This window comes from Pseudomonas sp. 13B_2.1_Bac1, assembly GCF_025466155.1.
Lineage (GTDB): Bacteria > Pseudomonadota > Gammaproteobacteria > Pseudomonadales > Pseudomonadaceae > Aquipseudomonas > Aquipseudomonas aylmerensis.
In genome coordinates, this window is the sequence record NZ_JANLOH010000010.1 from 61,611 (window position 1) to 74,167 (window position 12,557).

The 12,557-nt window shown below is 62.3% G+C and carries 12 protein-coding genes; 6 read left to right on the forward strand and 6 right to left on the reverse strand.

Going from position 1 to position 12,557, the window contains the following annotated elements; all coding sequences use genetic code 11:
• Positions 1-290 precede the first annotated feature (290 nt).
• A complete protein-coding gene (gene htpX / locus NTD80_RS02530; RefSeq protein ID WP_034102803.1) occupies positions 291-1,178 on the forward strand; it encodes a protease HtpX in 888 nt (295 codons plus the stop codon).
• Between the two features lie 170 nt (positions 1,179-1,348).
• Here the strand turns inward: htpX and NTD80_RS02535 are convergent, their stop codons facing one another.
• Complete coding sequence (locus tag NTD80_RS02535) at positions 1,349-2,005, reverse strand: thiopurine S-methyltransferase (RefSeq protein WP_262132025.1); 657 nt, start codon at positions 2,003-2,005, stop codon at positions 1,349-1,351.
• Between the two features lie 103 nt (positions 2,006-2,108).
• Here NTD80_RS02535 and NTD80_RS02540 point away from each other — a divergent pair, with 103 nt between their 5' ends.
• Entirely contained in the window at positions 2,109-2,876 is a 768-nt protein-coding gene (locus NTD80_RS02540) for a DODA-type extradiol aromatic ring-opening family dioxygenase (protein WP_262132026.1), read from the forward strand.
• Between the two features lie 127 nt (positions 2,877-3,003).
• On the opposite strand, the gene NTD80_RS02545 is transcribed toward NTD80_RS02540, so the two are convergent.
• On the reverse strand, positions 3,004-4,677 hold the full coding sequence (locus NTD80_RS02545; RefSeq protein WP_065901692.1) for a DEAD/DEAH box helicase: 1,674 nt from the start codon (positions 4,675-4,677) through the stop codon (positions 3,004-3,006).
• Between the two features lie 422 nt (positions 4,678-5,099).
• Here NTD80_RS02545 and NTD80_RS02550 point away from each other — a divergent pair, with 422 nt between their 5' ends.
• On the forward strand, positions 5,100-5,891 hold the full coding sequence (locus NTD80_RS02550; protein ID WP_262132027.1) for a crotonase/enoyl-CoA hydratase family protein: 792 nt from the start codon (positions 5,100-5,102) through the stop codon (positions 5,889-5,891).
• A 99-nt stretch (positions 5,892-5,990) separates the two neighbouring features.
• On the opposite strand, the gene NTD80_RS02555 is transcribed toward NTD80_RS02550, so the two are convergent.
• Positions 5,991-6,746: a spermidine synthase gene (locus NTD80_RS02555; protein ID WP_065901696.1), complete on the reverse strand. Its 756-nt coding sequence runs from the start codon at positions 6,744-6,746 to the stop codon at positions 5,991-5,993.
• 124 nt (positions 6,747-6,870) lie between these two features.
• On the opposite strand from NTD80_RS02555, the gene NTD80_RS02560 reads away from it, so the two are divergent.
• A complete protein-coding gene (locus NTD80_RS02560; protein WP_262132029.1) occupies positions 6,871-8,217 on the forward strand; it encodes a class II 3-deoxy-7-phosphoheptulonate synthase in 1,347 nt (448 codons plus the stop codon).
• A gap of 69 nt (positions 8,218-8,286) precedes the next feature.
• Here NTD80_RS02560 and NTD80_RS02565 read toward each other — a convergent pair whose 3' ends face one another.
• Both NTD80_RS02565 and NTD80_RS02570 read right to left on the reverse strand, forming a co-directional pair.
• Entirely contained in the window at positions 8,287-9,516 is a 1,230-nt protein-coding gene (locus tag NTD80_RS02565) for a winged helix-turn-helix domain-containing protein (protein ID WP_262132030.1), read from the reverse strand.
• Positions 9,517-9,561: 45 nt separating this feature from the next.
• Positions 9,562-9,768: a DUF1127 domain-containing protein gene (locus tag NTD80_RS02570; protein ID WP_262132031.1), complete on the reverse strand. Its 207-nt coding sequence runs from the start codon at positions 9,766-9,768 to the stop codon at positions 9,562-9,564.
• A 70-nt stretch (positions 9,769-9,838) separates the two neighbouring features.
• Between NTD80_RS02570 and NTD80_RS02575 the strand changes: the two genes are divergently transcribed.
• A complete protein-coding gene (locus NTD80_RS02575) occupies positions 9,839-10,720 on the forward strand; it encodes a LysR family transcriptional regulator (protein ID WP_262132032.1) in 882 nt (293 codons plus the stop codon).
• Here the strand turns inward: NTD80_RS02575 and NTD80_RS02580 are convergent.
• Positions 10,710-11,459 (reverse strand): sulfite exporter TauE/SafE family protein, encoded by a 750-nt coding sequence (locus NTD80_RS02580; RefSeq protein WP_065901703.1) that lies wholly within the window; start codon positions 11,457-11,459, stop codon positions 10,710-10,712. The genes NTD80_RS02575 and NTD80_RS02580 overlap by 11 nt on opposite strands.
• Positions 11,460-11,566: 107 nt before the next feature.
• Here NTD80_RS02580 and NTD80_RS02585 point away from each other — a divergent pair, with 107 nt between their 5' ends.
• Positions 11,567-12,517, forward strand: coding sequence for a LysR family transcriptional regulator (locus NTD80_RS02585; protein ID WP_120447962.1), 951 nt, complete (start codon positions 11,567-11,569; stop codon positions 12,515-12,517).
• The last annotated feature ends 40 nt before the right edge of the window (positions 12,518-12,557 follow it).

Here is a 12,557-nt window from a genome sequence, read left to right on the forward strand (position 1 = left end):
TACGACCGACATGCGGTCGTACGGCGAGTATCTGGCAACACTTCTCCACCCGCGCCCTAAGCCTTGGCACCTGTGGCGCCCGTTCTCGCACTTGCACCCTATAATTACAGGGCTGCAAGGCAACGGCGAAGTGATCCAACCGCGGCTAGCGAGCCGGAAAATCCCTTCAAGACTCTACATTCAGGCTGTAGGACACAGTTTGAAATAGTCGCTCGGTTGAATCACCCCATGCCGCACCTTATATACCCCGCAGTACGCGACATATTAAGCATGAGGAGAACTCTACAACCATGATGCGCATCCTGCTGTTCTTGGCCACTAACCTGGCGGTCGTGCTGATTGCCAGCATCACCCTGAGCCTTTTCGGCTTCAACGGGTTCATGGCGGCCAACGGGGTTGACCTGAACCTCAATCAGCTGCTGGTTTTCTGTGCCGTCTTTGGTTTTGCCGGCTCGCTGTTCTCGCTGTTCATCTCCAAGTGGATGGCGAAAATGAGCACCAGCACCCAGGTCATCACCCAGCCACGCACCCGGCATGAGCAATGGTTGCTGCAAACCGTCGAGCAGCTGTCCCGCGAGGCGGGGATCAAGATGCCCGAGGTCGGGATTTTCCCGGCATATGAAGCCAACGCCTTTGCCACCGGCTGGAACAAGAACGACGCACTCGTTGCTGTGAGCCAGGGCATGCTCGAACGCTTCTCCTACGATGAAGTGAAAGCCGTGCTGGCCCACGAGATCGGCCACGTCGCCAACGGTGACATGGTCACCCTGGCGCTGGTTCAGGGCGTGGTGAACACCTTCGTGATGTTCTTCGCGCGGATCATCGGCAACTTTGTCGACAAGGTGATCTTCAAGAACGAAGAAGGCCGCGGTATTGCCTACTTCGTGGCGACGATCTTCGCTGAAGTGGTGCTGGGCTTCCTGGCCAGCGCGATCACCATGTGGTTCTCGCGCAAACGCGAGTTCCGTGCAGACGAAGCCGGTGCACGCCTGGCCGGTACCGGGGCGATGATTGCAGCACTGCAACACCTGCGCTCCGAACAAGGCCTGCCGGTGCATATGCCGGACAGCCTGACTGCCTTCGGCATCAACGGTGGCATCAAACAGGGCATGGCTCGCCTGTTCATGAGCCACCCACCGCTGGAAGAGCGTATCGACGCACTGCGTCGTCGCGGCTGACAGCCGGCGCAAGACAAGAAGGGGCGATCTGATCGCCCCTTTTTTGTGGGTGCTTATATGGTCATCGCGGGCAAGCCCGGCTCCCACATTTGGATCGCTTAGCCGGTGGCAATCCCCCCCCGCCACAGGTCTGGCGCCGTACCCGAAGCGGCGTAAATACCCAGGCCTGGTCAACGCATCGTTATCTGATAGACACGCTCATCCAGCTGCGTAACGCCGTCCTGAACGAACTTCCAGCTCTCGCCGAGGATGTCCTGCTCTTCCAGCACGCGCAGCGTCCATTGCGAGCCGAACAGCACCTTGACCTCATCATCCGTCACCGCAAACGGCGGGCCGGCCTTTTGCGTCTGATCGTAATCGAGGGTGATCAGCAGCCCCTGGCAACCTGGACACAGCAACTGGTGCAGATGCTCGGCATACTGCGCGCGCATCAACGGCGGCAAGGCGATCAGTGCGGCGCGGTCATAAAGCGCGGTGCAATCGGCCACGGCCTCGGCGTCCAGGGCGAAGAAATCGCCGCACCACACCTCGATCAGATCAGCCTGGTACACGCTGAAGACGCCGCGCCGTGTGATGCGCGGCACCAGGTTCTGCTCGCTGAAAAACGCCTTCACCGCCTGTTCCGACAGCTCCACGCCGAGTACCCGCAGTCCATGGCTGGCCAGCCACATCAAGTCCAGGCTCTTGCCACACAAGGGGACCAACACCTGGGCGCCCTGCGCGAGGGCCAACTGCGGCCAGTGCCGTTGCAGGTAAGGGTTGACCTCAGGCAAGTGAAAACCGATCTGATTGCGCGCCCAGCGCTCCTGCCAAAACTTAGGCTCCATGGATCACCCCGAAAATTCGATCAAATGGTGCTAAAACTTATATTAGATTTAGATCAATGATCTGATTGAAGATGGGCCCATGTTAACGCTCAGGACCCTCCCCATGCTCCCCAGCCTGTTTATTTCCCACGGTTCGCCCATGCTCGCCCTGCAACCCGGTGCCAGCGGCCCTGCCCTCCAGCGTCTGGCTGCCGAACTGCCACGACCGCGGGCGATTGTAGTGGTGTCGGCGCACTGGGAAAGCCAGGAGCTGCTGGTCACCGGCAGCTCCGCACCCGAAACCTGGCACGACTTTGGCGGCTTTCCCCCCGAGCTGTTTGCCGTGCAGTACCCGGCGCCGGGCAACCCGCAATTGGCCGGAGAAATTGTCGAACTGCTGCATGCCGACGGCCTGAACGCACGCATTGATGAGCGCCGGCCCTTTGACCACGGCAGCTGGGTGCCGCTGTCGCTGATGTACCCGGCGGCAGATATTCCGGTAGTGCAGGTGTCCCTGCCCAGCCGCATGGGCCCTGCCCTGCAGACCCGCGTCGGGCACGCCGTGGCCAGCCTGCGCGAGCAAGGCGTGTTATTGATCGGCTCGGGCAGCATCACCCATAACCTCGGTGAGCTTGACTGGCGCGCCGGGCCCGAGACCATCACGCCATGGGCGCTGGAGTTTCGCGACTGGGTCGTCGACAAGCTGGCAGCCAACGATGAAAACGCCTTGCACGACTATCGCCGCCAGGCACCGAATGCCGTGCGCAGCCATCCCAGTGATGAGCATCTGCTGCCGCTGTATTTTGCGCGCGGCGCCGGTGGCGCTTTCAGCGTGGCGCATCAGGGTTTCACCCTTGGGGCGCTGGGCATGGACATCTACCGCTTCGGCTAAAGCAACCCTTTGTAGGAGCCGGCAAACCGGCTCCTACGGGCGCGCAGACCGCCCAAAAATAACAGGCAAAAAAATCCCCGAACCAGTCGGGGATTTTTTATGTGCGATCAATCAGCCCAGGGGCGGATCAATCTTCGCGGTAGCGACGCAGCTTCAGCTGCTTACCGGCAACGCGTGTGTCTTTCAGCTTGGCCAGCAGTTTCTCCAGACCGTCTTCCGGCAGCTCCACCAGGGAGAAGCTGTCACGGACCTGGATGCGACCGATAGCTTCACGTGCCAGGCCACCCTCGTTGAGGATAGCGCCCAGCAGGTTCTTGGCCGCGATACCATCACGCGCGCCCAGCGCGGTACGGCAACGGGCACGACCTTCAGCCAATGGAACCGGAGCACGACGCTCACGATCACCACGCTCTGGACGGTCGCCGGAACGCTCTGGACGATCACCACGTGGCGCGCTGTTCGGAACCAGTGGACGTTCTTTCTCGATCGCTGCCAGGGTCAGGGCCTGACCGTTGGTAGCCTTGCGCAGCAGCGCAGCAGCCAAGGCACGCGGGGTGCAACCGATATCGGCGGTCAGGCGGTCCAGCAGGTCGCCGTGGGTCGATTCAGCGTCAGCCACCAGCGGCGACAGGCTGTTGGTCAGTTTCTTGATGCGGGCATCGAGAACGGCCTGGGCATCCGGCAGGCGGACTTCGGCGACTTTCTGACCGGTTACACGCTCGATCACTTGCAGCATGCGGCGCTCACGCGGAGTCACCAGCAGCAGTGCACGGCCTTCGCGACCAGCACGGCCGGTACGGCCGATACGGTGAACGTAGGACTCTGGATCGTATGGCATGTCCACGTTGAACACGTGGGTGATACGTGGAACGTCGAGACCACGAGCGGCTACGTCGGTTGCCACAACGATGTCCAGGCGGCCATCCTTGAGGGAGTCGATTACTCGCTCACGCTGGTTCTGGGCGATGTCACCATTCAGCGCAGCGGCCTTGTAGCCTTTGGCTTCCAGGGCACTGGCCAGGTCCAGGGTCGCTTGCTTGGTGCGCACGAACATGATCAGGGCGTCGAAGTCTTCGACTTCCAGCAGGCTCAATACAGCCGAGGTCTTCTGGTCAGCGTGAACCAACAGGTGAGCCTGTTCGATCGCGGTAACGGTCTGAGTCTTGGTCTGGATCTTCACGTGTTGCGGATCGCGCAGGTGGCGCTCGGCAATGGCACGGATCGACTGTGGCAGGGTGGCCGAGAACAGTACGGTCTGACGGGTCGGTGGCAGTGCCTTGAAGATGACTTCCAGGTCATCCATGAAGCCCAGCTTCAACATTTCGTCGGCTTCGTCCAGAACCAGGTGGTTCACGGTCGACAGGACTTTCTCGTCACGACGCAAGTGGTCGCACAGACGGCCCGGGGTGGCAACGACGATCTGTGCGCCGTTACGGATAGCTTTCAGTTGCGGGCCCATCGGCGCGCCGCCGTAGACAGCCACAACGGTAACGCCTGGCATTTGCTTGGCGTAGGTTTCAAAAGCGGTTGCTACTTGCAGCGCCAACTCACGAGTTGGCGCGAGGATCAGGGCTTGCGGTTCGCGCTTGGCAGGATCGATGCAGTGCAGGATAGGCAGGGCGAACGCGGCGGTTTTACCGGTACCGGTTTGCGCCTGGCCAATCATGTCCTGGCCGGCCATGATGATCGGGATCGATTGCTGCTGAATCGCCGAAGGCTCTTCGTAGCCGGTCGCTGCGACGGCTGCAAGAATATTCGGGTTAAGATTAAAAGCGGCGAAGCCGCCGGTTTCCTGGGTCATGGGTCTGCCTCTAAGTGCATCCGCAAAGACCCATGCTCCAAAGCTGCGCATGCCGTGTTGAGACTCAAGAGTCGCCCTGGCTGCTTTGTCGGCGGGGATTTGCGAAAACGAATGAATGAAAAAGATTCGTCAAGGGAGAGTCCGCTGTGCGGACGTGCAGCCGAAGCTGACTTCGGGGAATTGCGCTACCTAAACGCGGCCCGGTTAAAGGCCGGCGCGCACTATACCGGAAATAGCTGAAAAAGGGAGCTTTTTTTATCGCAAAGTGCCGATAAACCGCGCTGCGTCACAGTCTTTGCGCAGCGGCCCGCGAGGGTCTATTTTTCAAAGGCCCGGCCCCGTTGGTCGTAACGCTTAAACGGTTCACCTGGCGATCAACACCTTTGGTCCGAAACCTTCCATTGCGCCCGAGGGCACCCCCGATGAATCAACCCAGCAGCAGCCGCGTCAGCCGTGAACTCCAGGGTCATGTCCTGCTGTTGGGCCTGGATCGAGTCGCCAAGCGCAACGCGTTCGACCTGGATCTGCTCAATGAGCTGAGCCTGGCGTATGGCGAATTTGATCGAAATGCAGACGCGCGCGTGGCGGTGGTATTCGCCCACGGCGACCACTTCACCGCCGGGCTGGACCTGGCCAACGTCAGCGGCGTGATGGCGGGAGGCTGGCAACCGCCGCTGGGCGGCTGCGATCCGTGGGGCGTGTTCGCCGGCCCCAGGGTGAGCAAACCGGTGATCGTGGCGGCCCAGGGTTACTGCCTGACCATCGGCATCGAATTGATGCTGGCGGCGGATATCAACCTGTGCGCGAGCAATACCCGCTTCGCGCAGATGGAAGTGCAACGTGGGATCTTTCCTTTTGGCGGTGCGACATTGCGCTTTCATCAGGTCGCCGGCTGGGGCAACGCCATGCGCTGGTTGCTCACCGGCGATGAGTTCGACGCCCATGATGCCCTGCGCCTGGGCCTGGTGCAGGAGGTGATGGCGAGTGAAGACCTGCTGCCGCGCGCCATCGAGCTCGCCAGCCGCATCGCCCGCCAGGCACCGCTTGGGGTGCAGGCGACCTTGATGTCGGCACGCCTGGCGCGCATCGAAGGCGAAACCGTCGCGGCCGCCGCCTTGCCACCGATGGTGGCTAAGTTGCTCAACAGCGAGGATGCCAAGGAAGGCGTGCGGGCGATGATCGAGAAGCGTCCCGGGGTGTTCAAGGGTATCTGAACCGGCTGATGGCGCTATCGCAGGCAAGCCCGCTCTCACAGGGTGTGCATTTCAACCTGGGGGAGCCGGGCTTGCCCGCGATAGCGTTGAAACAGGCGACTAAGTTGCCGGCCGAATCGCCTTGATCAACGGCTGCAACGAATAACCCAATCGCGGTGCCAGCGCTTCGGCACGCGCCGACAGCGCGTCCAGGTCCAGCGCCTGATCGAGTTCCGAAGGCACCAGCAGAATCACATTGCCCTCCTTCACCGGCAGTTCCCAGTAATGCCGGTGGTACAACCCGCGCAACAACGCCGCCCCCAGGGGCTTGCCGTCGTCGGTGGCCCACTGGTTGATCACCAGCCAGCCGCCGGGGTTGAGTTTTTTCTGGCAGTTTTCCAGGAAGGTCCAGGCCAGGTGCCCGACGCCTGGGCCGACATCGGTATAAAGGTCGACAAAAATCAGGTCGGCCGACTCGGCTGTATCGAGCAATTGCAGGGCGTCGCCGATGCGGATGTACAGGCGCGGATCGTCGTCCAGCCCCAGGTACTCGATGGCCAGGCGCGGCACATCGGGGCGCAGTTCGATGGCTTCGACGTCTTCCAGCGGCAAAAACTTGAGGCATGCCTGGGTCAGCGTGCCGGCGCCCAGACCGAGGAACAGCGCACTCTCCGGCAGCTCATGGCACAACGCGCCGATCAGCATCGCGCGGGTGTAGTCGTACTCCAGCCAGCTGGGGTCGGCGGTGAACACGCAGCTTTGCTCGATGGCGTCGCCAAATTCGAGAAAGCGGTAATCGGCCACTTCGAGCACACGGATCATGCCGAAATCATCATGGACTTCGGCCAGCAGGCGCTCGACACGCTCCTCGGTCATCACTACTCCTAAAGGGTTTACCGCACGGCAAAGGCGCGATTGTCGGCCAACCGGCGGCAACAGGTCACGCACTAATTGCTGATAACATTGACGCCCGACCGTCAACCACCCTATCGAGTTCATGATGAGCCAACCCTGGAGCCCCGACAGCTGGCGCGCCCTGCCGATCCAGCAACAACCCCAGTACCCGGACGCTGCGCACTTGCTGCAAGTGGAGCAGAACCTGGCCAGCTACCCGCCGCTGGTATTTGCCGGGGAAGCCCGTGAGTTGCGCCGTCAGTTTGCCGAAGTGACCCAGGGCCGGGCGTTCCTGCTGCAAGGCGGTGACTGCGCCGAGAGCTTTGCCGAGTTCTCCGCCGCGAAGATCCGCGACACCTTCAAGGTGCTCTTGCAGATGGCGATTGTGATGACCTTCGCCGCCGGCTGCCCGGTGGTCAAAGTCGGACGCATGGCCGGTCAGTTCGCCAAGCCGCGTTCGGCCAATGACGAGACCATCGACGGCATCACCCTGCCCGCCTACCGCGGCGATATCGTCAACGGGATCGGCTTCGACGAAAAAAGCCGAGTGCCGGACCCGGAGCGCCTGCTGCAGTCCTATCACCAGTCCACCGCGACCCTCAATCTGCTGCGCGCCTTTGCCCAGGGTGGCTTTGCCGACCTGCACCAGGTTCACAAGTGGAACCTGGACTTCATCGCCAACTCCGCGCTGGCGGAAAAATACAGCCAACTGGCCGACCGCATCGACGAAACCCTGGCGTTCATGCGCGCCTGCGGCATGGACAGCTCACCGCAACTGCGCGAAACCAGCTTCTTCACCGCCCACGAAGCGCTGCTGCTCAACTACGAGCAAGCCTTCGTGCGCCGGGACAGCCTGACCAACGACTACTACGACTGCTCGGCGCACATGCTCTGGATCGGCGACCGCACCCGCCAATTGGACGGCGCCCACGTCAAGTTCCTGCGTGGGGTGAACAACCCGATCGGGGTCAAGGTTGGCCCAAGCATGAACCCCGACGACCTGATCCGCCTGATCGACATCCTCAACCCGGATAACGACCCCGGCCGCCTGAACCTGATCGCGCGCATGGGCGCAGGCAAGGTCGGCGAACATCTGCCCAAGCTGATTCGCGCCGTGCAGCGCGAAGGCAAGCAGGTGCTATGGAGCTCGGACCCGATGCACGGCAACACCATCAAGGCCAGCAGCGGCTACAAGACCCGCGACTTCGCACAGATCCTCGGCGAAGTGAAGGAGTTCTTCCAGGTGCACCAGGCCGAGGGCAGCTATGCCGGCGGGATTCATATCGAGATGACCGGGCAGAACGTCACCGAGTGCATCGGCGGCGCGCGACCGATCACCGAGGATGGCTTGTCGGATCGTTACCACACCCACTGCGACCCACGGATGAATGCCGATCAGTCGCTGGAACTGGCGTTCCTGATTGCGGAGACGCTCAAACAGGTCAAGCGTTGAGAGGCTGAATCGCCCGGGCTGACGCCATCGCGGGCAAACCCGGCGCCCACAAGTGCCCGCGATGGGGCTCTAAACAAGCCTGTCCCGACTGATCATCGCCGCCCGCAACCTGTCGGCACTTGGCCGCTGGCAATTGAGCTGGATCTGTTCCAGCCCCAGCCAGTCGGCCATCTGTCGAAGGTTCGCGGCCAGCGCCAGCATCCCCTCTTCATCCAGCCCCGGTTCTTCTTCGTGCACCGCATGTACAGCCAGCCGCCCGTTGGCGCGCTCGGCACGCAAGTCGATGCGCGCGGCGATGCGTTCGTTGTGCAGGAACGGCAACACGTAGTAGCCATAGACCCGCTTGTCTTGCGGGGTATAGATCTCCAGCCGGTAGCGAAAATCGAACAGGCGCTCGGTACGCGCGCGCTCCCAGACCAGCGAATCAAACGGCGAGAGCAACGCGCTGGCCGGCACCTTGCGTGGCACTTTCGGCGCGGGCAGACAGTACGCCGGTTGTTTCCAACCTTGCACCTGGCACACCTGCAACTGCCCGTCCTCCACGAGTTCGGCCAGGCGATTGCGACTGTCGGCAGGGTCGAGGCGGAAGTAATCGCGCAGGTCTTTTTCGGTAGCGACGCCAAGTGCAGTCGCGCTGTGCAACAACAAGCCGCGCTGAGCCTCGGCTTCGCCCACCGTTGTCAGCAGGATCTCGCCTGGGATCACCCGTTCCGGCAAATCGTAGAGCCGCTCGAACCCACGTCGACCGGCCACGGTGACCAACCCCGCAGCAAACAGCCATTCGAGCGCGTGTTTTTCATCGCTCCAGTCCCACCAGGGGCCGGCGCGCTCCTCGCGAGTCGACAGACTCCCCGCGCCCAGCGCACCCTGCTGCTCCACGGTCTTCAGGACACGTTGAATGACTGCCTGCTGCTCACGGCCAAAACGCGCCATTTGCGAATAAATACCCTGCCCTTGCTGCGCCCGCTGCATGCGCCAGCGCATCAACGGGTACAACGCCATCGGCAGCAGCGAGGCCTCATGCCCCCAATATTCGAACAGCGAACGCCGGCGCCCCTGGCTCCAGGCCGCCTGTTCGAGGATCAACGGGGAGTAAGTGCCCAAGCGGGAAAACAGCGGCAGGTAGTGAGAACGCACCACGGCATTCACCGAATCGATCTGCAACACACCCAGGCGTTCGACCAGGCGGTTGATGTGAGCGGCCTTGATCAGTGCAGGCGCCTGGCGCCCGGAAAAACCTTGGGCGGCCAGCGCCAGGCGTCGAGCTTGCTTGAGTGAAAAAGACAGGTCGGCGGGCATGCGAATCTCCATATGGTCGCGCCGACTACCCTACTGCATCCCGCGTCATTTTCGCAGCGGGTCTTGCCAGAAATGCAGGTGGCGATCCTGCTCGACGTCGCCGCGGCTAAGCCCGATATCCTTGAGCGCATCATCACTCAAGGCTGCCAGTGTCTGGCGCTCCGCATGCAGCGCCTGCCACCGCACAACCTTATGGAACAGCCCGGAAAACGGACGTTTCGCCAGTAACACAAAGCCTCTTTGACCTTTCATCTTCTCGCCCTCCAGTGGGGATGACGCGAGTGTGTGCTTGGCCTTATGATCAATCCAACGAATGTTTCTTATGCAATACATCTCAGGGATTGATCAATTGTCCGGCTACCCGAGCATCGACACCGAAGTGCTGCGTACCTTCGTCGCCATCGCCGACCAGGGCGGTTTTACCCGCGCCGGCGAATTGGTCAACCGCACCCAATCAGCGGTGAGCATGCAGATGAAACGCCTGGAAGAAGACGTGCTGCAACGCAAGCTGTTTGAGCGCGACGGGCGTCAGGTGCGGCTGACGCCCGAGGGTCAGGTGCTGTTGGGCTACGCGCGACGCATCCTCAAGCTGCACAGCGAGGTGTTCAATACGTTGCGCGAGCCCCACATGGTCGGCTTGGTGCGCATCGGCACGCCGGATGACTACGTGATGCGCTTCCTGCCGGGCATTCTCAAACAGTTTTCCAAGGCCTACCCGCTGATCCAGATCGAGATGCACTGCGAGGGATCAAGCGTGTTGATGCAGCGACGGGACCTGGCGCTGACCGTTATCAGCCGCGAGCCGGGCAATGATGTCGGTGAACTGTTGCGCACTGAACGCATGGTATGGGCGGCAGCGCCGTGCTTTTGCGTGGACGAGCACGATGCCCTGCCACTGGCGATTCCCGGTGGCGACTGCCTCTACACGCAATGGGCCCTGGCGGCACTCGATTCGGCCGAGCGCAATTATCGCCTGGCCTACCACAGCTCCAACGGGGCGGCGATCCAGGCCGTTGTCAGCGCGGGCCTGGCGGCCATGGTCAGCATGGAAAGCCTGGTGACCCCGGACCTGTGCATACTCGGCAGCGAGGACGGCTTCCCCCCATTGCCCTCGATGAATCTGCGCCTGCTGCGCAACCCATTGCTGACTTCGCCGATCACCGATTGCCTGGCCGACTACATCATCGAAGGCTTCAAACTTTAAACGTCAGCATCACCGCGCACACCACCAGGAAGCCGCAAAACAGGCCGCGCAGTACACGCTCCGGCAGCGCATGGGCCACTTTCACGCCCCAACTGATACTGAGCATTCCGCCAACGGCCAGCGGCACGCCGATCATCCAGTCCACTTCGTGGTGCCAGGCGTAGGTGACCAGCGTCACGCTGGTGCTGGGCAGCGCCAGGGCCAGGGACAGGCCTTGGGCGACCACTTGGGTAGTGCCGAACAGGCTGGTCAGCACCGGGGTAGCAACCACCGCGCCCCCGACGCCAAACAGCCCGCCCATGGAGCCGGAAGCTGCGCCCAAGACGCCAAGCCACGGCCAGGAATAACGCATTTGCGCGGTGGGCGGCGCGTTGCGTGTGAACATGCGCAGCAGGTTGTAGGCCGACAGCGTCAGCAGGAATGCGATAAAGCCGATGCGCATGGCGCCTGCGTCCAGCCCCACCGCCCAGATCGAGCCGAGCCAGGCGAAGCTGAAGCCCATCACGCCCAAGGGCAGCGCATGCCTCAATTCGATGCGGTTGCGCTGGTGATAACGCCACAGCGCCAGCATCACGTTGGGCACCACCATCACCAGCGCCGTGCCCTGGGCAAGTTGCTGATCGAGGCCGAACAACACGCCAAGTACCGGGATAGCGATCAAGCCACCCCCAATCCCGAACAGGCCGCCCACCGTGCCGAGGGCCGCGCCCAATATCAGGTACATCGCTAGATCCAACACCGTTCGCTACTCCCCATTCCAGGCCTTGCATGCTACGCAGTCGCCTCTGGCACGGAAACGCACAGCAACGCACAATGGCTGTGCCAATTTCGCATAAGCGTACGCCTATGAACCCCAACACTCTCACCGATCAGCTCGGCCTGTTCCTGGATGTCCTGGAAACCGGCAGCTTCTCCGCCGCCGCCCGCCGTCATCCGCTGACACCCTCGGCGGTGGCTCGGCGCATCGACAGCCTGGAAAACTCGGTGGGCAGTCGCCTGTTCCAGCGCAGCACCCACGCCGTGGTGCCGACGCCCGCCGGCCTGGCGTTTGCCGAGCGGGCGCGGCGGATTGTCAGCGAGTTGCAACTGGCGCGCGCCGAGGCGGTGTCCCTGAGCCATGCGCCAGAAGGCCTGATTCGCGTGGATGCGCCCGCAGCATTTGGCCGACGGCACCTGGCGCCGGTGATTGCGGATTTCCTCAACGTGTACCCGGGGCTCGATGTGCACCTGCATTTGATCGACAGCTTTGTCGACATGCAGGGTGCCCACTTGGGCAAGGTCGACCTGGTATTGCGCGCCGGGCATATCGTCGATACCCGCCTGATCGCCACGCCGCTGGCCAGCATCGTGCGCATCGCCTGTGCCAGCCCGGCCTACCTGAAGAGCCGCGGCACGCCCACTCATCCGCGCGAACTGAGCGAGCATGACGGCCTGGATTGGGACGGTCTGGCCCCCATGTTCGCATGGCGCTTCGAGCTGGACGGGCGCCGCGCCACCTATCGTCCGCAGCGCATCCGCATGAGCGCCAACAACGCCGAAGCGCTGCTGTCCGGCGCCCTCGCCGGGCTGGGGATCGCCCACTTGCCCACCTGGCTGGCCAGTGAATACCTGGTACGCGGCGAACTGTTGCCACTGTTTTGCGAGGATGGCCTGCCCAGCCCGGAAACCACCGGGATTTACGCTTTGCGCCTGGAACAGCAGGCGAATGCCCGCAGCCGGTTGTTGCTGGAATACCTGAAATCGCGCTTCAGCCCGGTGCCGCCCTGGGATCTGGCGCTGCAGAGCGGGCTTGTCTGACCACCCGGACAGAATTATCTGGCGCATTAAAGATTTGCCC

What these genes read in the sequence shown, in the direction of transcription:
- NTD80_RS02565 (WP_262132030.1), bottom strand. Translation starts at nt 9,516, where the DNA reads ATGCCCGCCGACCTGTCTTTTTCACTCAAGCAAGCTCGACGCCTGGCG.
- NTD80_RS02540 (WP_262132026.1), top strand. Translation starts at nt 2,109, where the DNA reads ATGCTCCCCAGCCTGTTTATTTCCCACGGTTCGCCCATGCTCGCCCTG.
- NTD80_RS02550 (WP_262132027.1), top strand. Translation starts at nt 5,100, where the DNA reads ATGAATCAACCCAGCAGCAGCCGCGTCAGCCGTGAACTCCAGGGTCAT.
- NTD80_RS02560 (WP_262132029.1), top strand. Translation starts at nt 6,871, where the DNA reads ATGAGCCAACCCTGGAGCCCCGACAGCTGGCGCGCCCTGCCGATCCAG.
- NTD80_RS02575 (WP_262132032.1), top strand. Translation starts at nt 9,839, where the DNA reads ATGCAATACATCTCAGGGATTGATCAATTGTCCGGCTACCCGAGCATC.
- NTD80_RS02585 (WP_120447962.1), top strand. Translation starts at nt 11,567, where the DNA reads ATGAACCCCAACACTCTCACCGATCAGCTCGGCCTGTTCCTGGATGTC.
- NTD80_RS02570 (WP_262132031.1), bottom strand. Translation starts at nt 9,768, where the DNA reads ATGAAAGGTCAAAGAGGCTTTGTGTTACTGGCGAAACGTCCGTTTTCC.
- htpX (WP_034102803.1), top strand. Translation starts at nt 291, where the DNA reads ATGATGCGCATCCTGCTGTTCTTGGCCACTAACCTGGCGGTCGTGCTG.
- NTD80_RS02555 (WP_065901696.1), bottom strand. Translation starts at nt 6,746, where the DNA reads ATGACCGAGGAGCGTGTCGAGCGCCTGCTGGCCGAAGTCCATGATGAT.
- NTD80_RS02545 (WP_065901692.1), bottom strand. Translation starts at nt 4,677, where the DNA reads ATGACCCAGGAAACCGGCGGCTTCGCCGCTTTTAATCTTAACCCGAAT.
- NTD80_RS02535 (WP_262132025.1), bottom strand. Translation starts at nt 2,005, where the DNA reads ATGGAGCCTAAGTTTTGGCAGGAGCGCTGGGCGCGCAATCAGATCGGT.